At 55.5% G+C, this 25,532-nt stretch carries 22 protein-coding genes; 9 read left to right on the top strand and 13 right to left on the bottom strand.

Annotated elements, in window-relative coordinates:
• Nucleotides 1-3: 3 nt before the first annotated feature.
• On the bottom strand, nucleotides 4-552 hold the full coding sequence (locus ACXKZG_RS13120) for a YbhB/YbcL family Raf kinase inhibitor-like protein (RefSeq protein ID WP_013201876.1): 549 nt from the start codon (nucleotides 550-552) through the stop codon (nucleotides 4-6).
• 212 nt (nucleotides 553-764) lie between these two features.
• Here ACXKZG_RS13120 and ACXKZG_RS13115 point away from each other — a divergent pair, with 212 nt between their 5' ends.
• A complete protein-coding gene (locus ACXKZG_RS13115) occupies nucleotides 765-2,195 on the top strand; it encodes a YchO/YchP family invasin (protein WP_488874977.1) in 1,431 nt (476 codons plus the stop codon).
• 70 nt (nucleotides 2,196-2,265) lie between these two features.
• Here the strand turns inward: ACXKZG_RS13115 and ACXKZG_RS13110 are convergent, their stop codons facing one another.
• The gene (locus ACXKZG_RS13110; RefSeq protein ID WP_041691991.1) at nucleotides 2,266-3,333 is read right to left on the bottom strand and encodes a porin; all 1,068 of its coding nucleotides are present in this window, start codon (nucleotides 3,331-3,333) and stop codon (nucleotides 2,266-2,268) included.
• Between the two features lie 667 nt (nucleotides 3,334-4,000).
• Between ACXKZG_RS13110 and ACXKZG_RS13105 the strand changes: the two genes are divergently transcribed.
• Nucleotides 4,001-4,906 carry a bestrophin family protein gene (locus tag ACXKZG_RS13105; RefSeq protein WP_488874976.1) on the top strand — a complete coding sequence of 302 codons (906 nt, stop codon included), beginning with the start codon at nucleotides 4,001-4,003 and terminating at the stop codon, nucleotides 4,904-4,906.
• 100 nt (nucleotides 4,907-5,006) lie between these two features.
• On the opposite strand, the gene ACXKZG_RS13100 is transcribed toward ACXKZG_RS13105, so the two are convergent.
• Complete coding sequence (locus tag ACXKZG_RS13100) at nucleotides 5,007-6,074, bottom strand: porin OmpC (RefSeq protein WP_013201880.1); 1,068 nt, start codon at nucleotides 6,072-6,074, stop codon at nucleotides 5,007-5,009.
• 1,048 nt (nucleotides 6,075-7,122) lie between these two features.
• Between ACXKZG_RS13100 and ACXKZG_RS13095 the strand changes: the two genes are divergently transcribed.
• From ACXKZG_RS13095 to spy, 6 genes are all read left to right on the top strand, one after another.
• On the top strand, nucleotides 7,123-8,343 hold the full coding sequence (locus ACXKZG_RS13095; RefSeq protein WP_013201881.1) for an aspartate aminotransferase family protein: 1,221 nt from the start codon (nucleotides 7,123-7,125) through the stop codon (nucleotides 8,341-8,343).
• Nucleotides 8,340-9,371, top strand: a complete 1,032-nt coding sequence (astA, locus tag ACXKZG_RS13090; RefSeq protein ID WP_206401500.1) for an arginine N-succinyltransferase — start codon at nucleotides 8,340-8,342, stop codon at nucleotides 9,369-9,371. Before ACXKZG_RS13095 ends, astA begins: the two co-directional genes overlap by 4 nt.
• The gene (gene astD, locus ACXKZG_RS13085; protein WP_488874975.1) at nucleotides 9,368-10,837 is read left to right on the top strand and encodes a succinylglutamate-semialdehyde dehydrogenase; all 1,470 of its coding nucleotides are present in this window, start codon (nucleotides 9,368-9,370) and stop codon (nucleotides 10,835-10,837) included. The genes astA and astD overlap by 4 nt, the downstream gene beginning before the upstream one ends.
• Complete coding sequence (astB, locus tag ACXKZG_RS13080) at nucleotides 10,834-12,162, top strand: N-succinylarginine dihydrolase (RefSeq protein ID WP_488874974.1); 1,329 nt, start codon at nucleotides 10,834-10,836, stop codon at nucleotides 12,160-12,162. Before astD ends, astB begins: the two co-directional genes overlap by 4 nt.
• 85 nt (nucleotides 12,163-12,247) lie before the next feature.
• Entirely contained in the window at nucleotides 12,248-13,249 is a 1,002-nt protein-coding gene (astE, locus tag ACXKZG_RS13075) for a succinylglutamate desuccinylase (RefSeq protein ID WP_488874973.1), read from the top strand.
• A gap of 315 nt (nucleotides 13,250-13,564) precedes the next feature.
• On the top strand, nucleotides 13,565-14,059 hold the full coding sequence (gene spy / locus ACXKZG_RS13070; protein WP_013201886.1) for an ATP-independent periplasmic protein-refolding chaperone Spy: 495 nt from the start codon (nucleotides 13,565-13,567) through the stop codon (nucleotides 14,057-14,059).
• Between the two features lie 91 nt (nucleotides 14,060-14,150).
• Here the strand turns inward: spy and cho are convergent, their stop codons facing one another.
• The 5 genes from cho to ACXKZG_RS13045 form a co-directional block, all read right to left on the bottom strand.
• The gene (gene cho, locus ACXKZG_RS13065; protein WP_053143504.1) at nucleotides 14,151-15,014 is read right to left on the bottom strand and encodes an excinuclease Cho; all 864 of its coding nucleotides are present in this window, start codon (nucleotides 15,012-15,014) and stop codon (nucleotides 14,151-14,153) included.
• Between the two features lie 65 nt (nucleotides 15,015-15,079).
• Nucleotides 15,080-15,964, bottom strand: coding sequence for an aromatic amino acid DMT transporter YddG (gene yddG, locus ACXKZG_RS13060; protein WP_488874972.1), 885 nt, complete (start codon nucleotides 15,962-15,964; stop codon nucleotides 15,080-15,082).
• 58 nt (nucleotides 15,965-16,022) lie between these two features.
• The gene (nadE, locus tag ACXKZG_RS13055; RefSeq protein ID WP_013201889.1) at nucleotides 16,023-16,850 is read right to left on the bottom strand and encodes an NAD(+) synthase; all 828 of its coding nucleotides are present in this window, start codon (nucleotides 16,848-16,850) and stop codon (nucleotides 16,023-16,025) included.
• Between the two features lie 121 nt (nucleotides 16,851-16,971).
• Entirely contained in the window at nucleotides 16,972-18,165 is a 1,194-nt protein-coding gene (locus tag ACXKZG_RS13050; RefSeq protein ID WP_488874971.1) for a multidrug effflux MFS transporter, read from the bottom strand.
• Entirely contained in the window at nucleotides 18,162-18,746 is a 585-nt protein-coding gene (locus ACXKZG_RS13045) for a TetR/AcrR family transcriptional regulator (RefSeq protein WP_134824894.1), read from the bottom strand. Before ACXKZG_RS13045 ends, ACXKZG_RS13050 begins: the two co-directional genes overlap by 4 nt.
• Before the next feature lie 210 nt (nucleotides 18,747-18,956).
• On the opposite strand from ACXKZG_RS13045, the gene osmE reads away from it, so the two are divergent.
• Nucleotides 18,957-19,292 carry an osmotically-inducible lipoprotein OsmE gene (gene osmE / locus ACXKZG_RS13040; RefSeq protein WP_013201892.1) on the top strand — a complete coding sequence of 112 codons (336 nt, stop codon included), beginning with the start codon at nucleotides 18,957-18,959 and terminating at the stop codon, nucleotides 19,290-19,292.
• Between the two features lie 55 nt (nucleotides 19,293-19,347).
• Here osmE and ACXKZG_RS13035 read toward each other — a convergent pair whose 3' ends face one another.
• The 5 genes from ACXKZG_RS13035 to hxpB form a co-directional block, all read right to left on the bottom strand.
• Nucleotides 19,348-19,749 carry a DUF6515 family protein gene (locus tag ACXKZG_RS13035; RefSeq protein WP_013201893.1) on the bottom strand — a complete coding sequence of 134 codons (402 nt, stop codon included), beginning with the start codon at nucleotides 19,747-19,749 and terminating at the stop codon, nucleotides 19,348-19,350.
• A 186-nt stretch (nucleotides 19,750-19,935) separates the two neighbouring features.
• The gene (katE, locus tag ACXKZG_RS13030) at nucleotides 19,936-22,200 is read right to left on the bottom strand and encodes a catalase HPII (protein ID WP_013201894.1); all 2,265 of its coding nucleotides are present in this window, start codon (nucleotides 22,198-22,200) and stop codon (nucleotides 19,936-19,938) included.
• Nucleotides 22,201-22,360: 160 nt separating this feature from the next.
• Nucleotides 22,361-23,758: an L-cystine transporter gene (locus tag ACXKZG_RS13025; RefSeq protein ID WP_053143498.1), complete on the bottom strand. Its 1,398-nt coding sequence runs from the start codon at nucleotides 23,756-23,758 to the stop codon at nucleotides 22,361-22,363.
• Between the two features lie 164 nt (nucleotides 23,759-23,922).
• Nucleotides 23,923-24,513, bottom strand: a complete 591-nt coding sequence (locus ACXKZG_RS13020) for a metal-dependent hydrolase (RefSeq protein ID WP_134823994.1) — start codon at nucleotides 24,511-24,513, stop codon at nucleotides 23,923-23,925.
• Between the two features lie 194 nt (nucleotides 24,514-24,707).
• Nucleotides 24,708-25,379: a hexitol phosphatase HxpB gene (gene hxpB / locus ACXKZG_RS13015; protein ID WP_488874970.1), complete on the bottom strand. Its 672-nt coding sequence runs from the start codon at nucleotides 25,377-25,379 to the stop codon at nucleotides 24,708-24,710.
• Nucleotides 25,380-25,532: the final 153 nt, after the last annotated feature.

The following is a 25,532-nucleotide window of genomic DNA, read 5'->3' as shown; positions in this document are numbered from 1 at the left end:
CGGTTACTCGTTGCCAAACCGCCCAATCAATCCGGCCGCACCTAAGGTGTGGCCTTTTAGTTTGCTGAGTAATTCCTCGCGGGTTAAGCCCTGTCCCAGCGCGTTGGCCGGTAAATCCGTGGCGATCAGCGTGAAGTTATAGTGGTGCTGTCCGCTGCCTGCCGGCGGGCAGGGGCCGTAATAGCGCAGGGTGCCTGGGCTGTTTTTGCCGCCGGTATAGCCTTTGCCGTCAGTCAACTCTCCTCTGGCAAAGCTGGTGCGCTGGAAGGGAATGTTGTAGGCCACCATATGATTGACGCCCAGTCCTTTTGCGCCGACCGGATCCACCAGCGTCAGGGCAAAGCTTTTGGTGCCCGGCGGCGGATTGTTCCAGCTCAGGGCCGGCGAGATGCCTTCGCCGGTGCAGCTGGCATTCCCTTTGGCATTGCCGGCAAAGGTTTTGGCCATCACATCATTGTCATTAAAGTCGGGCGAATGGAGGGTGAAAACGGGCGCGGCGCTGGCCGCAGTCGCACAAGCCAGCAAAGAGAAACAGAGCAAAATTCTTTTCATCAGTCACATCCTGTTGGTAAATGCCTGGTCAAAGCCTGGACGATCCTCCTTATGTTCGCCAGTTAACTGGATGATTTGGATAGAATCCGATCAACCAGGAGCCATCTGACTCGCGCTCCTCCGCGTATTACGTTACCCTTTGATTAGATTTGTGATCTGTCTTACGTTTTTCACGTTTAAAAACTGCATTGCCGCAGGCAATCATTGAGGTTATGACAAAATTTCACCCGATCCGCTCACTTTGCGCTGTGCTGGTGCTGGTTCTGGCCGGCGGTGCTGACCATGATGCGCAGGCGCTGACCACGGATACCCGTATCGCCGATGCGCCGTTTGACGATCCCGCCCGTTTTAGCCAGTCGCTGCCGGACTTAGGCAGCACCGCATCTGATGACAGCGCGTTAGAGAAACGCGTCGCCCAGGCGATGAAAACCATTGGCGAAGCCAGTATGAGCAGTGATGACGATCAGTCACTGGGCAGCGAGGCGGGCCAGTGGGCATTCAATCACTTCCGGGACGAGGCCGCCAAACGGGCCGAGACCGAAGGGCAGCAGCTGCTCTCACCTTACGGTCGCGCCAGTATGTCGCTGATGGTGGATATGAAGGGCGACTTTTCCGGCACTTCTGCGCAATTAGTGACGCCCTGGGCGGACAACTATCGCTATCTCACCTTCAGCCAGCTCGGCGTCGAACAGACCGATTACGGTCTGGTGGGCAATGCCGGCGTGGGGCAGCGTTGGGTGGCCGGTCACTGGCGGGTCGGATACAACGCCTTTGTCGATCAGATGTTTGAATCCAATCAGCAGCGCGGATCGCTGGGCGCGGAAGCCTGGGGCGACTATCTGCGCTTCTCCGCCAACTATTATCAGCCGCTGTCCGGCTGGCGCGATCAAAACAGCCTGACCGAGATGCGTATGGCGCGCGGTTATGACATCACGTCGCAGGGCTATCTGCCGTTTTACCGCCAGCTGGGCGTATCGTTAAGCTATGAGCAATATCTTGGTGACAACGTGGATTTGTTTAACAGCGGCACCCAGGGCAGCAATCCGTCGGCGATTGAGCTGGGCGTCAGCTATACGCCGGTGCCGCTGTTTACCGTCACCGCCAGCCATAAAACCGCGGATACCGGCGAAACCCAGGATCAGTTCGGTCTGAAGATGAATTATCAGATTGGCGTCGCGCTCAGCAAGCAGCTGTCGGCGGATAACGTGGCGGCAGCCCGTTCGCTGAGCGGCAGCCGCTATGACACGGTGAACCGGAATAACTCACCGGTGATGGAGTTCCGTCAGAGCAAAACGCTGTCGGTGTTCCTCGCCACGCCGCCGTGGCAGGTTCAGCCAGGCGAAACGCTGCCGCTGAAGCTGCAAATTCGTCATGCCAATGCGATAAAGGCCATCAGCTGGCAGGGTGATACCCAGGCGCTGAGCCTGACGCCGCCCGCCAGCAATACCGATCCGCAGGGCTGGAGCATCATTATTCCGGCATGGGACAGTTCAGAAGGGGCGAGCAATGAGTATCGTCTTTCGGTCACGCTGGAGGACAGCAAGCAGCAGCGCGTCACCTCTAACTGGATCACCCTGAAGCTGGTGGCACCGGTCACTCTGCAGGGGGATCAGCAAAACCCGTATGATTTGATGGCACCCTGAGCCGCAGGCGTAAAAAAGGGCCTTTCCTTGTCAGACACAGGTTAAAGGCCCGGGGGTAATACAGCGAGGGTTAGAACTGGTAAATCAGGCCGATGCCGGTGATATCATCCGTTGGCAGACCCAGCGGGTTGTCCTCTTTCAACAGGTTGATGCGGTGCTCGATGTACGCCACCATATTCACATTCATAAAGTACTTCGCGCCGATATTGGCGTACTTATAAATATCCGCATCGCCCACCCCTTCAATATCCTTCGCGCGCGAGGCGACATACGCCAGCGACGGCTGTAAGCCATTGAGGAACAGATACTGAGCGACGGCTTCAAAGTTTTGCGCCTTGTTGGCAAAGCCGCCGTCGATAGGCGTCGCATTGCGCGTCTGGCCATACATGGCCGCCAGATAGAACTGGTTCATGTCATATTTAATGGCGGTTGACCAGAGTTCGGCACGCTTGCCTTCGCCGCGTAGTGCCAGGTTCTGCGCATCGGTTCGATCGATGCTGGCCCAGGCGGCAACCATGCTGATACCGGCATCACTGTTATAGCCCACCGACGTGGCGTAACCGTCACCGTTAGAGCGGACAACGCTGCGGCTGCCCTCACGTTCATTTTTGCCCTGATACTGGGCAGCCCACTGCAGACCCTCAACCATACCGAACAGGTTTGACGTGCGCCAGGTTGCGACACCGCCCGAGCGGCTGGTAAGGAACACGTCACTGTAGGCGGCGTCACCGCCAAACTTAGGCAGCACATCGGTGTATGACAGCGCGTCATAAATCAGGCCGTAGTTGCGGCCATAGTCGAGGCTACCGTAGTCACCGAACTTCAGACCCGCAAAGCCCAGGCGGGCGCGGTTGCCGTTTTGCACGCCTTCGCCTTCGGGGTTATCAAGCCGGAACTGGTATTCAAACATGCCGTAGCCGGTCAGGCTGTCGCTGATTTGCGTTTCGCCCTTGAAGCCTAAGCGGGCGTAGCTGTCATCACCGTGTTTGCTGTCGTTAGAGGAAAAAATGCGCGAGACATCGACCTTTCCGTTGAGGTCAATTTTATTGCCGTCTTTGTTGAAGATCTCAGCTGCATGAATACAGCCGATTCCCATGAAGGTAGAAATAACCAATGCTAATAATTTGACTTTCATTATGCGAACACCCTGTTCATTTTAAGACGCCCACTTGCGTCGCGTTAGAAAATGCCATGAAGGGGCTGAATAAATGAACATAATATACGTAACAAAATGTAAATATTTAATTTAGATCACTTAATTCGCGGGTGGGTAATTGAGGTGTTATGCGCTTTTTATTTAACGATAACGTTATTATTATGTTTACTAATTTATCAATTAGTTGATTTTATTGAGTTTTATTTGACTCCGCTCGCGAGCGATCTTTAATGGCATCCACAGGGAATAAGTTCAATTTGTTGATGGGATGTTTACCGCTTAATATTTTTATTATTAATGTTAACCGTTACGTGAATCGCTTATCGGTTCCATTTAATTAGCGCTGTAATGCAGGGTGTTTATTTAATCAGGTCTGATAAGCGTGTGTTTTTGTCGAAAGTATCCTGAAAAATATTCCGACCGTGGGTCGGGGCAATTCCGCCCGCCAATCGACTACAACGCCCTCTATTACGTCAATTTATGGTGTCAGCGGGTAAGTTTTGCTGTGGTAAGCAGGGAAGGGAAGGTGCTCAGGGGGTCGTCAGTACGCGCTCCTGTCACGATTAAATGAGATCAATATCACAAAAAACCGCTGTGCAGCGCCGTCGGAATTTGCCAGAATCCAGAAAAATCCTGCAGATCCTCAATTATGATAATTCGTCCACATCGCCACTGGTTTGTTCGTTTATTCTCCTGGCACGGTTCTGTGCTGTCCGGCATCATGTTTCGGCTTGGGTTGAATTTGCTGATGTCTATCGTGGCGATTTATTGCCTCGACTGGTACGAGACGCTGGGCGTCAAGCTGACGCTTGCGCCGTTCAGTTTGCTCGGCGTGTCGATCGCCATCTTCCTCGGCTTTCGTAACAGCGTTTGCTATGCACGCTTCACCGAAGCCCGCCAGCTGTGGGGCAATCTGCTGATCGCCAGTCGAACCATTATGCGTCAGGTACTGGCGATTTCGCCGACCGATGCGCCGCGCATCAGTGCCCTGTTGATGGCCTTCTGTTACAGCCTGAAGCATCAGTTACGTCAGACCGATCCCAAAGAGGATCTTCATCGTTATTTAGGTGACGAAGCCGAGGAAATTTTGCGCCGCCGGGCGCAGACCAATGCCATCGAAATGAAGATCTCTCAGTGGCTGGCGGAGCAGCGCCGTAATGGCGAGGTATCCGATATCGTGTATGCGCAGCTGGACAGCAGCATTCATCAGCTGTCGCAGGTATTGGGAGGATGTGAGCGTTTAGCCAGCATGCCGCTGCCTTTTGCCTATGGTCTGCTGTTGCACCGCACGGTGTATCTGTTCTGTACCTTACTGCCGTTTGCGCTGGTGCCGGATCTGCATTACATGACGCCGCTGGTTTCGGTGTTTATCGCCTACAGTTTCCTGTCGCTGGATACGCTGGCCGAAGAGCTGGAGATGCCGTTTGGCTATGCCAACAACCACCTGCCGATGAATGCCATGTGCACCAATATTGAGATCAATCTTCTCGAGATGAATAACCAGCGCGATCTGCCTGACACACCAAAACCGGACAGGTACTACCGCCTGACCTGATGCACACGCGGGATCGCAGAGTATAAAAAAAGGGCCGTAAAGGCCCTATAACACGTCACCTTCTTCAGACACAGGCAGAGGGTGATGAGGTCAGGATCGGTCAGAACTGGTAAGTCAGACCGACGGCGGTAATGTCATCATCCGCCAGGCCCAGCCCATTATCGCTGTCCAGCAGGTTGATACGGTATTCGGCATACGCCAGCATGTTTTTGTTGAAGTAGTAGTTGGCACCCACGCTGACATATTTATAGATGTCTGCGCTGCCAATGGTTTCGATGTCCTTACCGCGTGAAGAGACATACGCCAGGGAAGGGCGGAAACCGTTGAGGAATTGATACTGTGCAACCGCTTCAAAGTTCTGCGCTTTGTTGGCAAAGCCGCCGCTGATTGGCGTGGCGTTATGCGTTTCGCCATACATTGCAGCAAGGTAAATCTGGTTGGCATCATACTTGACGGCCGTTGACCAGATTTCAGCGCGGTCGCCTTCACCGCGGGTAGCCAGATTCTGGGCGTTAGTGCGGTCAATGCTGCCGTAGGCGCCAACCATGCTTAAGCCAAAGTCAAAATCATAGGCAATGGACGCCGCATAGCCATCCCCATTTGCCCGGCGGACCGCATTAGCGCCGCTACGCTCATTCTTGCCCTGATACTGGGCGGCCACGCTCAGGCCATCAACCAGACCAAAGAAGTTGCTGTTACGCCAGGTGGCGACGCCGGTGGAACGGCCGGCCAGGAAGGCATCGGTATAGGCGGAATCACCGCCAAATTTTGGCAGCATATCGGTGTAAGCCAGCGCATCGTAAATCACACCGTAGTTGCGGCCGTAATCGAACGAGCCGGCGTCACCGAACTTCAAGCCGGCATAACCCAGTCGGGTTTTATTGCCGGTCTGCGCGTCATCACCTTCTGAGTTATTCAACTGGTACTGATATTCCCAACGGCCGTAGCCACTGAGCTGGTCGGTGATCTGCGTCAGGCCCTTAAAGCCCATACGGGCATAGCTGTTATCGCTGTTGTTAGCATCATCAGAAGAGAACAGGTGGCTGACGTTAATTTTGCCGGTCAGATCAACTTTGTTACCGTCTTTATTGTAGATTTCGGCGGCGTTAACGCTGCCAATCCCGAGGATGGCAGGAATGACCCATGCCAGAAAGTTGCGCTTCATCATTAAGTAACCCTGTGAATTAATTATTGTAATGACGTCGAATGCGTCGGAAAAGAAAATGACACAGGACGGCGTGACATAAAAACTAAATATATGTAACATTGTGTAAATAAAGGTGGGTTATCAGAATTTCCAATGGTAATTAGCTTTTTTTCTACTTTTTAATGCCACTTTCTTATCATGGATAGAGGTTGCTTTTGTCGTTGTATTGCGGTGTATGTTGTTGTTTTAGCGTATAAAGCGCCATAATTTTACCTTTCTATAACATTATTTATCTAATTTAATAACCTCCTGCCGTGTGTTTTCTGTGTTTATTTTGTTCAATAACAAAAATAAAAATGGGCTTGGAATAAAAGCGTATTTGCGATTTTAGTTAATTTGGTGTTGCGGGATGTTTCTGTTGTTTTTTTAATCCTTTCAAGCTGGGCTTTGATAATTACCAGGGTTATTATTGTCGCGGAGAGTAGTTAACTTTTCGCTTTTTTAATTAGCGTGATAATTAATTGCCCAGCAGGCTCAACTGGCTGTTAACGCATTTAATGGCAGAACTGCGAGCCGTAGGGTTAAGCAGACGAATTTTATCGCGTTAAACCGACAAGCGCGCGCGGAGGGCTGCCGCCGTAAGAAGAGGGGGCAGACAGGAGTTTTACCGTTGTTGCCTCACATTAATATGAAATCTGTTGCAACAGTTGCGCCCGGCATTGCCTCAAAGGGGTGCGTAAGGCGCGATTATGGTGCGCTAAATGCCTCTTTTTAAACCCTAATCCCGGCTTCGATCACAAAAGCGATATTTTATTTTCTCGTTGCATAATTCTTCTCTTTTTTATTCGGCAAACCCACCCCAATCAGAATGTTATTCACTTTATATGCATTAACTGTGCATAAGTGATTTTCGTAACTCCTTGATATTTGGTGGATACGATCGGTTTATGCATTTTTATCGCTGGCTGGCACGCTGCGTGCAATCTACAGTAGAGCCGCAATGAATCATTTCATTAACATTATTTAAACTTTTAAGTTACCTGCCAGTGCGCAGTAAACAGAGGCCGTTATGAACCCGTCAGTATCTCGCGAGAATTTTGATCAGTGGATTGTGCCAACCTATGCACCCGCCAGCTTTGTCCCGGTGCGTGCCGAGGGATCCACACTTTGGGATCAGCAGGGCAAGTCGTATATCGACTTTGCCGGCGGTATCGCGGTGAATGCGCTGGGCCATGCCCATCCGGATCTGCAGAAGGCGCTGCAACAGCAGGCGGCAAAACTCTGGCATACCGGCAATGGCTACACTAACGAGCCGATTTTGCGCCTGGCGAAACAGTTGATTGATGCCACCTTTGCCGACCGGGTGTTTTTCTGTAACTCCGGGGCCGAAGCGAATGAAGCCGCCCTGAAGCTGGCGCGTAAAGTGGCCCACGACAAGGTGGGTGAGCAGAAAAGCGGCATCGTGGCGTTCAAGAATGCCTTCCATGGCCGCACCTTATTCACCGTGACTGCCGGTGGCCAGCCTGCCTACTCCAAAGACTTCGCGCCGCTTCCGGGCGGTATCGACCATGCCGTTTATAACGATCTGGCCTCGGCCGCCGCGCTGATTACCGACCAGACCTGTGCGGTGATCGTCGAGCCCATCCAGGGCGAAGGCGGCGTTGTGCCTGCTGAACCCGCTTTCCTGCGTGGCCTGCGTGAGCTGTGCGACCAACATCAGGCAGTGCTGATTTTTGATGAGGTGCAAAGTGGCGTGGGGCGTACCGGTTCCCTTTACGCCTACATGCACTACGGCGTCACGCCTGACGTGCTGACCACCGCCAAAGCGTTAGGGGGCGGTTTCCCTATGGGCGCGATGCTGACCACCGAAACGCTGGCGTCGGCAATGGGCGTCGGCACCCACGGCACCACCTACGGCGGTAACCCGCTGGCGGGCGCGGTGGGCGGCAAAGTGATGGAGTTGATCAATACGCCGGAAGTGATGTCTGGCGTCGCACTGCGTCACCAGTGGTTCGTTGACGGCCTGAATGAGATTAACCAACGTCTGCATCTGTTCAGCGAGATCCGCGGTCTGGGTCTGCTGATTGGTTGCGTGCTGAACCAGGATTACAACGGCCAGGCGAAGCAGTTTAACCAGGCTGCGGCGGTTGAAGGCTTAATGGTGCTGATTGCCGGCGCTAACGTCATTCGCTTTGCACCGTCGCTGATAATTTCGCAAGCCGAAGTGAAAGAAGGGCTGGCCCGTTTTGAAATTGCCTGCCGCGCCGTGATCGAAGGAGCCGCAAAATGATGGTCATCCGTCCTGTTGAACGTGACGATCTCGCTCAGCTGATGGCCCTTGCCAGCAAAACGGGCGGGGGATTGACCTCATTGCCTGCTGACAGCGTCACGCTGTCGGCGCGTATCGATCGTTCTATTCAGACCTGGCAGAACGAATTGCCGCAGGCTGAGCAGGGCTATGTGTTTGTGCTGGAGGACAGTGAATCGGGCAAAGCGGTCGGGATTTGTGCGATTGAGGTGGCAGTAGGACTGCAGGATCCCTGGTATAACTTCCGCGTGGGAAGCCAGGTCCATGCCTCGAAAGAACTCAATGTTTACAACATGATGCCGACGCTGTCACTCAGCAATGACCATACCGGCAGCAGCGAGCTGTGCACGCTGTTCCTCGATCCGGATTACCGCAACGGCAAGAATGGCTATCTGCTGTCGAAATCCCGCTTCCTGTTTATGGCCGCCTTCCGCGATCGCTTTATGCAGAAGGTGGTGGCGGAAATGCGTGGGGTGATCGACGAAGCCGGCCACTCGCCGTTCTGGGAAAGTGTCGGCAGCCGTTTCTTCTCGATGTCCTTCAGCGAAGCGGACTACCTGTGCGGCACCGGACAAAAATCGTTTATCGCCGAGCTGATGCCGAAACATCCGCTGTATCTCGATTACCTGTCGGAAGAAGCCAAGGGCGTGATTGGTCAGACCCATCCGCAAACCGCACCGGCCCGTGCGGTGCTGGAAGCGGAGGGATTCCGCTATATGAACTACATCGACATTTTTGACGGCGGTCCAACGCTGGAATGCGATATCGATCGCGTGCGGGCAATCCGTAAAAGCCGACTGCTGAAGGTCAGCCTGGGTGAGCAGGCGGATAGCAGCCTGCCGTTATGCCTGGTGGCTAACGACAGTTACGCCGATTTCCGCGCGATCCTGCTGAACGTCGATCCCCATGGCGACAGCATGGCGCTTAGCGCTGAACAGGCTGAAATTTTACGCTGCGGGCCGGGCGACAGCCTGCGCGTGGTAACACTGAATGCGGAGAGTAAAGCATGACGCACTGTATTGAAGGTCAATGGTTGACGGGCGCGGGCGAGAATTTTAGCAAGTTGGATCCGGTCAGCGGTGAGCTGCTGTGGCAGGGCAAAGCGGCCAGCGTCGGCCAGGTGTCGGCGGCAGTTGGTGCAGCCCGCACGGCGTTCCCGGCGTGGGCGCGTCGTCCCTTTGCTGAGCGTCAGGCGATAGTGGAAAAATTTGCCGCGCTGCTGGAAAAAAATAAAGACGAGCTGACCGTTACCATCGCCCGTGAAACCGGCAAACCGCGCTGGGAGTCCGCCACCGAGATTCAGGCGATGATCAACAAAATCGCGATTTCGGTAAAGGCCTATCACACCCGCACCGGCACGACGGTAGAGGCAGAAAGTTCACTGCGTCACCGCCCGCATGGCGTGATGGCGGTGTTCGGGCCGTATAATTTCCCCGGTCATCTGCCGAATGGGCATATCGTTCCGGCGCTGCTGGCCGGGAACACCGTGGTCTTCAAGCCCAGCGAACTGACGCCGATGATTGCCGAGAAAGTCGTCAAGCTGTGGCAGAGCGCGGGCCTGCCGGATGGCGTGCTGAATATGGTGCAGGGCGGACGCGAAACCGGCCAAAGCCTGTCGAAAGAACCTCAGGTGGATGGCGTGCTGTTTACCGGCAGCGCGGCGACCGGTTATCAGCTGCACAGCCAGTTTGCCGGACGTCCGGACAAAATGCTGGCGCTGGAGATGGGCGGTAACAATGCGCTGATCGTTGAAGACCCGAATGATATCGATGCCGCGGTAAACCTGGCGATCCAGTCGGCCTTTATCACCGCCGGTCAGCGCTGCACCTGCGCGCGTCGGATGCTGGTGAAACGTGGCGCGGCAGGCGATGCTTTCCTGGCCCGCCTGACGGAAGTGGCCGCGCGGATCAAGCCCGGCGGTTGGGACGAGCAGCCGCAACCCTTTATGGGCAGCGTGATTTCGCTGCAGGCGGCGGAACGTATCTTCAGCGAGTGGCAGGCCCGCGTGGAAGCCGGCGGCAAGGTGCTGCTGCCAATGACCTGGCCCGCCCGCGACAGCGCGATCCTGACGCCGGGGATTATTGATATCACCACGCTTAACAACGTGCCGGATGAAGAGGTGTTTGGGCCGCTGCTGACGGTGATCCGCTACGACGATTTCGATCAGGCCATCCGCCTGGCCAATAACACCCGTTATGGCCTTTCCTGCGGGCTGATTTCGCCGAAGCGTGAGCTGTTCGATCGCCTGCTGATTGAGTGCCGCGCCGGTATCGTCAACTGGAATAAACCGCTGACCGGTGCCGCCAGTAGCGCGCCGTTCGGTGGCATCGGCGCGTCCGGTAATCATCGCGCCAGCGCCTTCTATGCTGCCGACTACTGCGCATGGCCAATGGCCTCGCTGGAGTCTGCTGACCTGTCGCTGCCGGTGACGTTGTCACCTGGCCTGGACTTCGGTCCGGCGGGAGGCACGCAATGAGTGCACGTGAAGCAAACTTTGATGGCCTGCCGGGCCTGACGCACCATTACGCCGGTCTGTCGTTTGGTAATGAGGCCTCAACCCGCCATCAGCATCAGGTGTCTAACCCGAAGCTGGCCGCGTTGCAGGGCTTAATGAAGATGAAAGCGCTGGCCGATATGGGCTTCGTGCAGGGGGTGATCCCGCCACATGAACGGCCGAACGTCGCCGCACTGCGTCAGATTGGTTTCAGTGGCACCGATGCGGAAGTGGTGGCCAAAGCGGCCAAGCAGGCGCCGCAGTTGCTGTCTGCCGCCAGCTCGGCCTCCGCCATGTGGGTGGCCAATGCGGCCACCGTGTCGCCTTCGGCGGACAGTGCCGACGGACGGGTGCATCTGACGGTGGCCAACCTGAACAATAAATTCCACCGCGCGATGGAGGCGCCGACAACCGGGGCGTTGTTGCGCGCGATTTTCCGCGATCCGCAGCATTTCAGCGTGCACGATGCGCTGCCGCAGGTCGGCATGTTTGGCGATGAGGGTGCGGCTAACCACAACCGCTTTAGCGCGTCCCATAATGATCCCGGGGTGCAGCTGTTTGTTTATGGCCGGGAAGAGGGCAAAAGCGGCGTCGCGCCCGCGCGCTATCCTGCCCGTCAGACGCTTGAAGCCAGCCAGGCCGTCGCCCGACTGCATCAGCTGGATGACGAACGCACGGTGTTCGCCCAGCAAAACCCGGCGGTGATCGACCAGGGCGTTTTCCATAATGACGTCATCGCGGTCAGCAATCAGCAGGTGCTGTTTTGCCATCAGTTGGCGTTTCAGGACCAGCCGGCGTTACTGGCTTCGCTGGCGGAAAAAATGCCCGGCTTTACGCCAATTGTGGTGCCGGATAATCAGGTCAGCGTGGCAGATGCGGTCGCCACCTACCTGTTCAACAGCCAGTTGCTGAGCAAGCCGAACGGCAAAATGCTGCTGGTGCTGCCAGAAGAGGCGCGTCAGCATCCGGGCGTCTGGCGTTATCTGTGCGATCTGGTGGAGAGCGGCGGCGCCATTGACGAGCTGAAGGTGTTCGACCTGCGTGAAAGTATGTGCAACGGCGGCGGTCCGGCCTGTTTGCGCCTGCGGGTGGTGCTCAACGACAGCCAGCTGGCGGCGGTCAATCCGTCGGTGATGATGAACGATTCGCTGTTTGCCACGCTGAATGGTTGGGTCGAGCGGCATTATCGCGACAGGCTGTCTCAGCATGACCTGGCAGACCCACAATTGCTGATTGAAGGGCGGCAAGCACTGGACGAACTGACGAAGCTGCTAAACTTAGGGAATGTCTATAACTTTCAGCAGTAATCACGGATGACGCGAAGCGCATCATGGTACTCTGTGATGCGCCTTGCCTTATTGAAGGAGCAGAAACTCACAACAAGGAGAACGTATGCAGGACTTCCTGAAACAAACCCTGAGCGGAGAGCTACCCGAACAGATCGCCGGTCGCAATGACCAGTTGAGCTGGCAGTGGCTTGATGAAGGGATCCTTGAGCTGACCCCGATTAATCCAACGTCGCAGGCGTTTGTGGTCTCAGCGGGTATTCATGGTAATGAAACCGCCCCGGTTGAAATTCTCAATGAACTGATTAGCCAGCTGCTGCGCGGCGAGAAGCCTTTGCTGCCTCGTTTGCTGGTGATTTACGGCAACCCGGCGGCGTTACGCAACAATAAACGTTATCAGCGCTGCGACATCAACCGGATGTTTGGTGGCCGCTGGCAACAGTATGAAGACTGCCCCGAAGCGCGCCGTGCATGGCGGCTTGAGCAGGCGATGGAAACCTTCTGGCAGGCTGGCAGCAGTGATGAAGTTCGCTGGCACCTGGATCTGCACACGGCGATCCGTGGTTCTTACCACACGCGATTCGGCGTGATGCCGCTGCGGACCACTCCGTGGCCGGAAGATTTCCTTCACTGGCTGGGTGCGGCAGGCCTGGAAGCGCTGGTGTTTCACCGTTCCGCCGGCGGCACCTTTACCCATTACAGCGGTAAACACTTTAGCGCCGCCAGCTGTACGCTGGAGCTGGGCAAAGCGTTGCCTTTCGGCAGCAATGACTTAACCCAGTTCAGTGCCGCTAAACAGGCGCTGGCCGCGGTGCTGTTCGGTGACGCCTTGCCTGAAGTGACTGCCCAGCCACAGCGTTATCGCGTGTCGCAGCAGATTACCCGTCACACCGAAGCCTTTAAGCTACATATCAGCGATGACACGCTGAACTTCACCGCCTTTCCGCAGGGAAGTTTACTGGCTGAAGATGGCGAAGAACGTTTCTATGTGCAGCAGGCGCGCGAGTACGTGATTTTCCCCAATCCCAATGTGGCGCTGGGGCAGCGGGCCGGGTTGATGCTGGTGGAAGATAACGCCCACAATGAAGCCTTAGGTTCGACCGAGTAGTCGTTGGCCGCTGGCCTGATTCAGGGCGATCGTTAATCTGGTCGCCCAGGGATTTTCGCCCTTACTTTTCCCTTTCCGGATCCTGTCGAACGTATTACACTTCTCCATAATTCCTGCATTAATCCCTTAAAATTCATATCTGTTAGCAATTCCTCACGATAATCTTCGCATTCTCTCCATGATTGCCGTCATTTTGTCTTTTATGCTTTCAGGGCTTTACCCAGGCTCTGAGTACTTGACGTTCAGCGCCCTAAACTGAGTTCCGACATCGCGACATTGTTGTCGTAACAGAACTGAAAAGTAAGGATAAAAACGATGCGTAAATTAACTTCTCTTGTTGTTGCAATGACACTGGCCCTGGGTGCTGCGAATATCGTTCACGCTGCGGCTGATAACATGACGCCTCCTCCAGCCGGAGCCGATAAAACCCTGCATCAGCCACCACGTCATGGCGGCATGCACCACGAAATGTTTAAAGGTCTTAACCTGACCGACGCGCAGAAAACACAAATGCGCAGCATCATGAAAGATGCCCATAAAGACATGAAGCGTCCTTCTCTGGATGAGCGTCGCACCATGCACAGCATTATTGCCTCCGACAGCTTCGACCAGGCGAAAGCCGAAGCGCAAGCTACTAAAATGTCTGAAGAGGGTAAGGATCGTGCCCTGAAGATGATGGAAACGCAGAACAAGCTGTATAACGTGCTGACGCCAGAGCAGAAGAAGCAGTTCAACCAGAACTTTGAGAAACGTCTGACAGAAAAGCCGAAGCATGAAGGTAAAATGCTTCCACCGGACGCAGAAGGCTAAGCCCTGCTAATCCTCAACTGAATTGAGACCGCCGACGTTGTTCATGAGGGCCAGGTGCCGTGAACAGCGTCGGCGGTTTCGTTTGTGCGGCTTAAGGCAGGGGAAGGATCGGGAACTTTCCGCTGAGAATCGGCTTACAGAGGATTTTGTAGCCGTCACTGTCGAAGCCTTGCGGCGTGGTGGTGAGTTCGCTGGCCTGCGCCAGATCTTCTACCGAGCCGAGATAGAACCAGTTATTGATGATGTGGATCTGCTGGTGGTTGATTCCCTGCTCAACAACGCCGACCGCGCCTTGCCACGGCCAGCACTGCACCCGTACTCTCTCCAGCGCCGCAATCAGCCGCTGCTGATGATCGTCCAGACTCTCTTTCCCACAGCATGCACCGGCACAGCGACCCAGGCTTGCGCGGAAACAGGCGCGTCCTTTGCTCAGCTTCTCCAGCCCTAAAACCCCCAGACACAAGCGCTGTTCATCGGCAATTTTCTGCAATTTTTCCAATGCGGCATGGCGGCTGGCATACAGGCCAAACAGATCCGGCGTATGGGAAAAGTCGAGCTCTTTGGCATACACCACGGTCGGTTTTTCTCCGGCCATATGCAGTGAACAAAGCTGACGGTTTTTACGCAGCCGCTTATTAAACAACGGCTGCTGCACCTTGATCATCTGCGCTTCCAGCAGCAGGGCGCCCAGCTCTCCGGCCGTTGGGATAAAGGTGACACGCTTTGCCTGACGCAGCATTTTTGCTTCATCGGCGGTGCGGAAATGGGACATAACCCGACTGCGCAAATTGACGCTCTTGCCAATATACAGCGGCATAGTTTCACTCTCGCCGTGAAAAACATACACGCCGGGCAGAGAAGGTAAGCCTTCAAGATACGGTCGGAGATGGTCGGGATATTGGTAGATCGCCGCGGGTTCAAATTCCAGGCGATGGCTTGCTGCACGTCTTGGCACACTGCGCTCCAGTTACTGTTTACTTGTACAGTGTAGCAGGACGTCTGCGGATAAAAAAGCGCCAGTTATCGCGTGGCGCGCCAGCAAATCAGCGAACCCAAGGTTACCATGGCCACGCCTTGCCAGAAGCTGAAGGCGGGCGTGAGCTGTAACCACAGCGTGGCGAGCAACGCAGAGAACACCGGCGTAAAGTACGATGCGGTGGCCAGCAGCGTCATGTTGCCATGCTGAATGCCGGCATTCCACGCGGAGTAAGCGATGGCGGTGGAGGCGGCCATAAACAGCACTTCAGCCACCACGCCGGGGGAGAAATGCATCGGCTCCGGCTGGCCGCCGATGGCGAATTTCAGCCACAGCGCTATCGCGGTGATCAGGAAGAACAGGGTGACGCCGCTCTGACCTTCGGCATAACGACGGGTTACGTTGTTATACAGCGCCCAGGCAATCGCGGCGAAAAACGCCAGGCCATAGGCCAGCGGGTTGTCCATCACGTTGTGCCACAACAGCTGTGGCGTCCAGACGCTGTGGCCTTTCAGTACCCAGACGATGCCGCCCAGCGCCAGCGCCAGGCCCGGCCACTGCCACCAGCGAAAGCGTTGCTGATTAAACGGGATAGCAAAGACAATGGTCAGGCTGGGCCACAGGTAATTGATCATCCCCAGCTCCAGCGCCTGCGGGCGGTTGTGGGCCAGACCGATCGACACCGCCAGACAGATTTCGTAGCTGACAAACAGCGCGCCGCCCCACCATAAATAGCGCGGAGGCAGATTGCGCCAGCGGGGCAAGCCGCGAGCGAGACACAGGAACAGCGCGCTGGCGCTGTAGATCAATGCTGCGCCGCCGGTGGCGCCAAGCGATTCAGAGATGCTGCGGATCAGCCCTACGGTAGTGCTCCATAAAACTATGGCGCACAGGCCAGTCAGGGTTGCGCGTTGCGGTGTCAGTGCCATCAGAGTCCGTTATGATGAAAAAGGGCGGTGATGACCGCCCGGAGTGACGAGGTGAGGGTTATTTCTTCCAGAAGTCGTCGAACACGGTAATCGGTGGGCGACGCTTGTGCTCGGTCTTCAGATACCAGCCTTCAATGATTTTGGCGGCGGCATCGTCAATGGTTTTGCCTTCCAGATACTGGTCGATCATCTCATAGGTGACACCCAGCGCGACTTCATCCTGCAAGCCTGGACGGTCATCTTCCAGATCGGCGGTCGGCTGTTTCAGGTAGAGATGTTCCGGGCAGCCCAGTTCTTTTAATAGCTGTTTGCCCTGGCCTTTGTTCAGACGGAAGATGGGGTTGATATCGGTGCCGCCATCACCGTATTTGGTGAAGAAGCCGGTCACCGCTTCTGCGGCATGGTCCGTTCCGACCACCACACCGGCGTTCATCCCGGCAATGCTGTACTGCGCCTTCATGCGCTCGCGGGCCTTTTCGTTACCGCGAATAAAGTCCGACAGCGTCACGCCGGCATCGCGCAGGGCTTTCTCGCTGGCCAGAATCGCTTCTTTGATATTGACCGTCAGCACGCGGTCCGGCTTGATAAAGTCGATGGCATCCTGGCAATCCTGCTCGTCCGCCTGCACGCCATAAGGCAAACGCACGGCAATAAACTGGTAAGCGCTGTCGCCGGTTTCTTCACGCAGTTCGGCGATTGCCGTTTGGCTCAGTTTGCCAGTCAGGGTGGAGTCCTGACCGCCGCTGATGCCCAGTACCAGAGACTTGATAAAGGGATAGGTTTTCAGATACGACTTGAGAAAGTCGACGCTGGTGCGAATTTCCTGCTTAACCTCAATGGTGGGCTTAACGCCCAGCGCTTCGATAATTTCCTGTTGCAGAGCCATTTACCTCTCCTCAGATTCGTTCCGCGCGATCCGCGGCAGTTAAAAAACGTCTGCGGTAAAACTAACGCGACCGGGGCGAAACAACAAGAATCAATGCTGTTGTTTCGCCACCTTCTACTGATTAATCAGACGTTTTCGGTTTTTGGGTCAGCAGTAAAAACAGTGTGATTGCCAGCATATAGCAGCCAAAAATGGTCGCCGTCATGGTCAGCACCGAGGTGCCGCCGATGCCGGTGACCGGCACAGCGATGCCGCCAAGCGTAAACATGGTGACGCCCATCACCGCTGAAGCACTGCCGGCGCGATGTCCCTGACTTTGCATCGCCAGTGATGCTGCCGCCACACCCACCGCGCCATTACTGGCCACGCTGAAGAACAGGGCCACCAGCACCATCGGTAACGCCGCGCCGGTCAGCCCGGTAATCAGCAGGGTGCCGGAGGAGACGAAAGCCAGCGTTAAGGCACCTTTAACCACGCGATATTCGCCAAACAGCGGACTCAGGCGGGCACTGATTTGTGATGCAAGGATCAGACCAACGCCGTTGGCCGCAAAGCAGAAACTGAAGGCCTGAGGCGACAGTCCGTACAGCTGCTGCAGGACAAAAGGCGAGGCGCCGATATAGGCAAACATGCCGGACATCATAAAGCCCTGCGTCAGGCAGAAGCCCATAAAGGGACGGTGTTTAATCACCGAGCCCAGCGCGGCCCAGGCAGAAAAAATGCTGCCCTGGCTGCGCCTTTCGGGGATCAAGGTTTCGGTCAGCTTCACTTTTGCCAGTACAAACAGCAGCGCGGCAATGGCGGCAATCACCATAAACAGCCCGCGCCAGTCCAGTACGGCCATCAACGCGCCGCCCATCACCGGCGCGGCAATCGGCGCCAGGCCGTTCACCAGCATCAGCAGGGCAAAGAAGCGCGTCAGCTCATGACCGCTGTACATATCACGGGCAATGGCGCGCGACAGCACTGCGCCACCGGCACCGAACAGCCCTTCACACAGACGCGCCAGCAACAGCTGGTTGATATTCTGTGCCAGCGCGCAGCCTACTGACGCAATCAGCAGCAGCACCAGCGAGATTAGCAGCGGCTTGATGCGGCCAAACTTGTCGCTCATCGGGCCAAAGATCAGCTGACCTAATCCCAGGCCGATCAGGCCGGCGGTCAGGCTTAACTGCGCGGTGGCGGTTGGCGTCTGCAAATCCTTTGCCAGAGACGGCAGGGCAGGAAGATAAAGATCGATACAAAGCGGCCCGAGAGCCGCCAGAAGTCCAAGCGTAATGGCATAGCCAATACGGTTACGGTGTGCAGTTATCATTTTTCCTCTGTCTTAAAAAGGTGGTCCATAAATTGTTGGTATAAGGCGAAGAGTCTTTCCGCTGACGCTTTCTGAGGCGTCAGTCGGCGATACGACGTACCTTCGGCCAGTACGGCAAACACTTCCACGCAGGCGCGGATATGCTCATCGTCGAGGTCGGGATGGCTTTTTTTCACATTCTGGCAGGCATGAGTGAACATCCGCTCATCGGCTTCCACCATCATTCTGGCTACCGCCGGGTTGCGGGTCGCTTCGGCGGCGACTTCCAGCATCAAGGCTTCATCATCCTCATCCAGCGCATGCCGCCATGCCAGCAGCTGCGGCAGGTTGAGCGAGGTGGTGGTCTCTTCGATATGGACCAGCCGACTATCGATGATCCTCTTCACCATCTCAGCAATAATCGCGTCTTTATTGGTGAAGTAACGATAAATCTGCCCAACGCTCAGGCGAGCCTCAGCCGCCAGCTGCGCCATACTGGCAGCATGAAATCCAGAGCGACGAAAACAACGCCGTCCGGCGGCGATAATTTCATCCTGGCGTTGACGATGGCGGGCATCGCGGGCTTCATTTGGGGTACTCATCATGACCTCAAGCCGGTAAGCGGTTCGCGGGTGAGCGAAAACCTGCGGGATAGCGGGGTGAGAGCGAACGTTCATTCTCAACGCCGGCATTATAGGCTTGCGGAGGTTCGGTGGCGAAGTGTTTTGGGCAATTTGCTGCCATAAAGTTGATAAATCAGCGTTTATGTACCAGGCTTATCCTCACATGGAAAATAAACGAGGAATAAAAACATGAATAAAGTAACGGGATTTATTGGTGCTGCGGTGGCTCTGGCCGTGTTGTCTGGTTGTTCGGCCTATGACCGTGCAGAAAGCTACGTGACCAAACCGGTTGTTCAGGACGTGAAGAAAGGAATGACCCGCCAGCAGGTTCGTGATATTGCCGGTCCTCCTTCTACCGAAATCACCATGGTCCATGCCCGTGGTACTTGCCAGAGCTATGTGCTCGGCGAGCGTGATGGCAAAATCCAGACTTACTTCGTCAGCTACAGTGATACTGGCCGTGTGATGAACTATGGCTTCCAGAGCTGTAAAGAGTACGATACCGATCCGCAAGCGGCTCAGTAATCGCACCCGCTTAATGAAAAACGGTCACCTTCGGGTGACCGTTTTTTTTTGCAAGTTACAGGCCCGGCGGGCGAGGCACTTCGAGATAACGACCGTCGATGTCGCGACGGTAGTAGTGGCCATCCTGCACATAAAAACGTTCGCCGTTGTAATCCAGTGAACGCATATCGCCGCTGACGCGCTCAATCGGAGGCTGCACCACCACATAGGTATTGTCGTTCTGCCGCTGATAGTAGTTACCGTTCAACGCGTAATAGGTCAGGCCGCCGATTAACACCGCAGCTGCCGCTTCTGGCAGGAAAGAGAGGTGGTCTGGCCCGTGGCCACCGTGCCATCCATGTCCTGGATCGCCATGCCAGTCAGGACCTGGGCCCGGTCCCCAGCCACCTGGGTGGGCAAAGGCCAGCGCAGGCGACAACAACGTTACAACTAACAGTGCACTCATCACCTTTTTCATAAGGATCCTCCTGGTTCTGACTGACGCTAACATTACGCCGCGCCAGTCAAAACGCAAGAGCAAGTGGGCCGCTATTGTGGCTTGCTAACAGTGCTTAACACTTCCTTAACGCTTCCTCCATCAAGCCTGTCATATCACGACGTTGTGCTGATTAAAACCTCAGCTAATACCGCAACTTCCCGATCGTTAAGCCGGCACGCTCAACGCTTTTTGACTGCGTGACCAGATGCGGTGCGCGCCCATCGCTGCAAGGAACTCGCTCATGAACACGCCTTCGGCTTTACTGTCTTCAATGATGCCTTCTTCCTGCTGATCGTCAGCCAGACCAAACTGGGATTTGAAGCGCCGGGCATCGCCACTCAGGCCGATCACTTTCAGGTGCTTATAGGCTTCCAGCAGGAAGTAACGCGCATCGCCACTCAGCAGCAGCGCATCAATATTGCCATCCGGCACGATCACCGCATCAAAGGTCAGTGACGGCAGTCCGCTGAAGGTGGCATCGATCGGCAAATCTGAGCCATCATCGGCCCGAACCTGGCCCATATGGGGCGCAATCAGCTTGGCGTGAACCCCGTGTTGCTTAAGCTCCATCAGGATTGCCAGCGTATCCGCCGCAATCACACCATCACTCATGAGTAGTGCAACCTGACGACCTTTAATGGTGCCATTGGGAACGGCATACAAACTCAGGCTGGCGTCCTTTTTCAGCCCGTTTACATCCTTCGGCGGCGCGGTGTGCATCTTCTCGTCGGAAAGGGAGATCCCCAGGTGTTCGGCCACACCGTTTGCCAGCGAAATATCGATATGCACCAGATGATCCACTACCCGCTCGCGAATATATTCACGCGCGACCTTGCTGAGCTCAAACGAGAAGGCATCCACAATATGCTGTTGCTCTACCGGCGTCTGGCTGTTCCAGAACAGGCGAGGCTGCGAGTAATACTCACCAAATGAGGGGCTGCGCTCGCGGATTTTGTGGCCTTCAATCCGTTCCTGATAGCTCTCGAAGCCGCCGCGATGCGGTGAAGGGGGCGTTTCACGCGGCCAGTTATCATTGATTGAATTCGGCTCGTAGTTCGCCGGGTTGGTATCAATGTCCATCCGGTGCATGCCCTGACGCTGGAAGTTGTGGTAAGGGCAAACCGGGCGGTTTATCGGGATCTCATGGAAGTTTGGCCCGCCAAGGCGACTGATTTGCGTATCGGTATAGGAGAACAGCCGGCCCTGCAGCAGCGGATCGTTGGAGAAGTCCATGCCGGGAACAATGTGGCCAGGATGGAAGGCCACCTGTTCGGTTTCGGCAAAGAAGTTATCAGGATTGCGGTTGAGCACCATCTTGCCAATCAGCTCCACCGGCACCAGCTCCTCCGGGATCAGCTTGGTGGCATCAAGGATATCGAAGTCGAATTTGAATTCATCCTCCTCGGCGATCAGCTGCACGCCAAGTTCATATTCCGGGTAGTCGCCGGCTTCAATCGCTTCCCACAGGTCGCGGCGGTGGAAGTCCGGATCGCGCCCGGTCAGCTTTTGCGCCTCGTCCCACAGTAGCGATGCCTTCCCGGCAACGGGCTTCCAGTGGAAACGCACGAAGGTGGATTTCCCTTCGGCATTGATAAAGCGGAAGGTGTGGATACCAAACCCTTCCATGGTGCGATAGCTGCGGGGAATGCCGCGATCGGACATCGCCCACATCACGTTATGCAGCGTTTCAGGTTGCAGCGACACATAATCCCAGAAGGTGTCGTGGGCACTTTGTCCCTGCGGAATTTCATTGTGGGGCTCAGGTTTAACCGCATGGACAAAATCAGGGAATTTATGCGCATCCTGAATAAAGAAGACCGGTGTGTTGTTACCGACTAAATCAAACACGCCTTCATCGGTATAGAACTTTGTCGCCCAGCCACGAATATCTCTTACCGTATCAGCCGATCCCGCACCGCCCTGCACGGTAGAAAAACGCACAAAGACCGGCGTGATCCGCTCCGGGTCGCGCAGGAAGTCCGCTTTGGTGATCTCGCTCATATCCCGGTAGGGCTGAAAATAGCCGTGAGCCGCCGAGCCACGGGCGTGGACGATGCGCTCGGGGATCCGTTCGTGGTCAAAATGAGTGATTTTTTCGCGCAGGATGAAATCTTCCAGCAGCGTTGGGCCACGGGTTCCGGCACGCAGGGAGTTTTGATCGTCGGCGATGCGGGTGCCCTGATTAGTGGTCAGCGGGAAGTTTTCACCTCCTTTACGGAAGGTCTCCAGCGAATCAAGCTTGGCGTTATGGGTATCGGGCGCTTTCAGGCTGCCGGGTGCCGTAGGCTGTTTGCCTGGCGCGGTGGGTTCAGCCAGCGGCTTGTGTGAACCATCTTCAGGGGCCAGTGAATCCATACCTGGCCGCGCAGAATCGGGGCCGGTAGAGGGCGCATTATGACTCAGTTCCTTGTTATCGGTTTCTTTCGACATGCTCACTTACTCCTGCAATTGTCGTTTCAGACTCCAGTAACTATAGAACAGGGACGCGGGTACGCCCGGAAAGTGCAGGGATATGCGGCGGGGGAATCATGACAGGATGTTTGGTGGGATAAAACAGAACGGGCCAGCAGTGTGCCAGCCCGTGTGGAGATTAACGGTGCGCCAGTTCCACGTCGTTATCTGCATCGGCATTTAACAACGTTTTATCGGTCTGCTTCAGCCACTGGCTGGTCAGCGTACCGGCGGTCATCGAGCCGTTGACGTTCAGTGCCGTGCGGCCCATATCAATCAGCGGTTCAATGGAGATCAGTAATGCGACCAGCGTCACCGGTAAGCCCATGGTTGGCAGGACAATCAGCGCCGCGAAGGTCGCTCCGCCGCCAACACCGGCCACACCCGCTGAACTCAGCGTAACGATGCCGACCAGCGTGGCAATCCACATTGGATCAAACGGATTGATGCCAACGGTTGGTGCAACCATTACCGCCAGCATGGTTGGGTAGAGTCCCGCACAGCCATTCTGGCCAATGGTGGCACCGAACGAGGCGGAGAAGCTGGCAATGGATTCCGGGATGCCAAGACGACGCGTCTGTGCTTCAACGCTCAGCGGAATGGTGGCGGCGCTGGAACGGCTGGTGAAGGCGAAGGTGATCACCGGCCAGACTTTGCGGAAGAAGCGGCGTGGATTCACGCCATTCACCGACAGCAGCAGCGCGTGTACCGCAAACATGATCGCCAGACCGAGGTAAGACGCCACCACGAAGCCGCCCAGCTTGATAATGTCGTTCACGTTGGAGCTGGCAACCACTTTGGTCATCAGCGCCAGCACACCAAATGGGGTGAGCTTCATGATCAAACGCACCAGCTTCATCACCCATGCCTGCAGCACGTCAATGGCAGCCAGCACGCGTTCACCTTTCGGTTTGTCGTCGCGCAGCAGATGCAGAGCAGCAACACCGAGGAAGGCGGCAAAGATCACCACGCTGATAATTGAGGTCGGGCTTGCGCCGGTCAAATCAGCAAACGGGTTTTTCGGCACAAAGGAGAGCAGCAGTTGAGGCGTGGAGAGGTCAGCCACCTTGCCTACATAGTTATTTTGCAACGCAGCCAGACGCGCGGTTTCCTGCACACCTTGCACCAGGCCGGTGGCATTCAGACCAAACAGCCAGGTCACAAACACCCCTACCAACGCGGAGATGGCGGTGGTAAACAGCAGCACGCCAATGGTCAGTACGCTGATTTTGCCCAACGACGAGGCATTATGCAGACGGGCAACCGCGCTCAGGATCGAGGCGAAGACCAGCGGCATCACAATCATTTGCAGCAGTTGCACATAGCCGTTGCCGACAATGTTAATCCAGCTGATCGACTCTTTCAGCACCGGGCTGTCAGAACCATAAATAGTGTGCAGGCCCAGGCCAAACAGCACGCCGAGCACCAGTCCCACCAGGACTTTTTTCGACAGGCTCCAGTTGGCGCCGCCGGTTTTGGCGAGGATCACTAACAGGGCAACAAACGCAGCCAGGTTAGCGAGTAATGGAAGGTTCATCCCCAATTCTCCAGTCAATATGGCGTAATTCCCTACGCCGGTAAGCTTCAGATAATTTTTATCGCGTACCAAGTACGACACGTGCGTGAATGGTATCAGCTCAAACTGGTGCTGCCATATATCCAAAAAATATGGCTTATAACGATTTGCGTTTAATTGGGTGTTTAATGGGCGTTTTGCGAGTTTATCAGCCGGTTCATGCCGCTTTGCACCGAATTAACCATTTGCGCGGGCCAGCCGGACGCACCAAAGGGGGGCATTCCCTGCGGAAACCACATGGCGTAACCCACCAGTGCGAGGCATAACGCGCGCTCTAACTGATTGCCTTTCTGGCTCCTTAACAGCGGCAGGCGAAACCGCCAGCGGCAGGGCCACAATAAAGGGACGCCGGCAGGGGTCAGCATATCGGCGGCGATATGGCTTAGATATCCCAGTACTAATCCCTGAAAGACATCGGCGGGGATCACCCAGTCTGTTGGGACCTTCAAATGGAATAGCGCCACGCCACCCAGAACCGCAAGCAGGCTATGGGTAAAACCGCGGTGTCCAAACACGCGCGCGACAGGTTGCGAAATCCATCTGAAGCGTTGCCCCAGGGTAGATTTGGGGTGATCGATATCCGGCAGCAGGCAGGTCAGCAGTGTCGCAGGCACGATATGCCACCAGTCGCCGTTAGCCAGTTCCGGCGTCAGGTCGGCGCGTTTGGCAAAGATGGCACTGGCAATAGCAAAAATGAGATGGCCTTCGGCCGTCATGGGAACACCTGGCTGCTGAACTGTCGATGTATACAGTATAGGGGATATATACAGTAGAAACTATACGTTACCCTGTAACTAAAGATGACTATTTTTACGTTATTGAAGGGGTTAACAGCAGGAAGGATGTCGCGCGGGCGATTTCGGGCGAAAAATCAGACCGGAGCGGGCAGAAACCCGGCTCCGGGTGTGGATTACCTGCCGTGCAGGTGCGCGGAGGTGAGTTCGCTAAGCGAAGCCAGCTTAACGTTCGCCAGCGACCAGCGGGCATCATCAGCATGTTCTTGCGCCGGGATAACGATTGAACGCATGCGGGCGGCTTTGGTTGCCACCATACCGTTAATCGAATCTTCTAAGGTGACGCAATTCAGCGGGTCTACTCCTAATCCGGCGGCGGCATCGAGGTAAACCTGTGGGTGCGGCTTGCTGTAAGGCAGGGCTTCAGCAGAGGCAATCACGTCAAAGTAGTCGCGCAGATTGAACATCTCCAGCACGCGATTCAGCATATGCAGCGGTGAAGCGGACGCCAGGCCGATCTTCAAGCCCTCGGCTTTGCACAGCTTTAATGCCTGCTCCACGCCCGGCAGCAGAGGCCGGCTGTCTTCGACTAACTGCAGCGCGCGGGCAATAATCCGCTGGGTAACTTCTTCCTGTGAAGGGCCGCTCCACTGCAGCGCTTCATGCCACATTCTGACGGTCTGATCGATGCGCAAACCCAGCGTATCGGGCAACTCATTCCGACGGGTCAAATCGATATTCAGCGTGGAAAACACGTCCAGCTCAGCCTGATCCCATAGCGGTTCAGAATCAATAAGCAGGCCATCCATATCAAAGATGGCGGCAAGGACGGGGCGGGAATAGGACATTTTGCGGCTCCTTTTGAAAATTTACCTCACCATAGCATGAAGCTTTCACCGACAACATTGTCCCGCTTGCGGCGGTTCTTCCCCTTTTAACGCGACATGGCGACTTTTTTCAGGCACATTTCGCTACCTGAAGGTAAACTTATCACCTCAAAC

Source organism: Erwinia sp. 2186, assembly GCF_057812255.1.
Note: the sequence above shows the minus strand (reverse complement) of the source record. Positions and strands in the feature narration are given on the sequence as shown.

Coding starts and splice junctions, on each gene's coding strand:
- katE (WP_013201894.1), bottom strand. CDS start 22,200: ATGTCGAAAGAAACCGATAACAAGGAACTGAGTCATAATGCGCCCTCT.
- astA (WP_206401500.1), top strand. CDS start 8,340: ATGATGGTCATCCGTCCTGTTGAACGTGACGATCTCGCTCAGCTGATG.
- hxpB (WP_488874970.1), bottom strand. CDS start 25,379: ATGTCCTATTCCCGCCCCGTCCTTGCCGCCATCTTTGATATGGATGGC.
- nadE (WP_013201889.1), bottom strand. CDS start 16,850: ATGGCTCTGCAACAGGAAATTATCGAAGCGCTGGGCGTTAAGCCCACC.
- ACXKZG_RS13025 (WP_053143498.1), bottom strand. CDS start 23,758: ATGAACCTTCCATTACTCGCTAACCTGGCTGCGTTTGTTGCCCTGTTA.
- ACXKZG_RS13105 (WP_488874976.1), top strand. CDS start 4,001: ATGATAATTCGTCCACATCGCCACTGGTTTGTTCGTTTATTCTCCTGG.
- ACXKZG_RS13050 (WP_488874971.1), bottom strand. CDS start 18,165: ATGATAACTGCACACCGTAACCGTATTGGCTATGCCATTACGCTTGGA.
- ACXKZG_RS13020 (WP_134823994.1), bottom strand. CDS start 24,513: ATGACGGCCGAAGGCCATCTCATTTTTGCTATTGCCAGTGCCATCTTT.
- ACXKZG_RS13095 (WP_013201881.1), top strand. CDS start 7,123: ATGAACCCGTCAGTATCTCGCGAGAATTTTGATCAGTGGATTGTGCCA.
- ACXKZG_RS13045 (WP_134824894.1), bottom strand. CDS start 18,746: ATGAGTACCCCAAATGAAGCCCGCGATGCCCGCCATCGTCAACGCCAG.
- astE (WP_488874973.1), top strand. CDS start 12,248: ATGCAGGACTTCCTGAAACAAACCCTGAGCGGAGAGCTACCCGAACAG.
- astD (WP_488874975.1), top strand. CDS start 9,368: ATGACGCACTGTATTGAAGGTCAATGGTTGACGGGCGCGGGCGAGAAT.
- astB (WP_488874974.1), top strand. CDS start 10,834: ATGAGTGCACGTGAAGCAAACTTTGATGGCCTGCCGGGCCTGACGCAC.
- yddG (WP_488874972.1), bottom strand. CDS start 15,964: ATGGCACTGACACCGCAACGCGCAACCCTGACTGGCCTGTGCGCCATA.
- ACXKZG_RS13115 (WP_488874977.1), top strand. CDS start 765: ATGACAAAATTTCACCCGATCCGCTCACTTTGCGCTGTGCTGGTGCTG.
- osmE (WP_013201892.1), top strand. CDS start 18,957: ATGAATAAAGTAACGGGATTTATTGGTGCTGCGGTGGCTCTGGCCGTG.
- ACXKZG_RS13035 (WP_013201893.1), bottom strand. CDS start 19,749: ATGAAAAAGGTGATGAGTGCACTGTTAGTTGTAACGTTGTTGTCGCCT.
- ACXKZG_RS13120 (WP_013201876.1), bottom strand. CDS start 552: ATGAAAAGAATTTTGCTCTGTTTCTCTTTGCTGGCTTGTGCGACTGCG.
- ACXKZG_RS13100 (WP_013201880.1), bottom strand. CDS start 6,074: ATGATGAAGCGCAACTTTCTGGCATGGGTCATTCCTGCCATCCTCGGG.
- spy (WP_013201886.1), top strand. CDS start 13,565: ATGCGTAAATTAACTTCTCTTGTTGTTGCAATGACACTGGCCCTGGGT.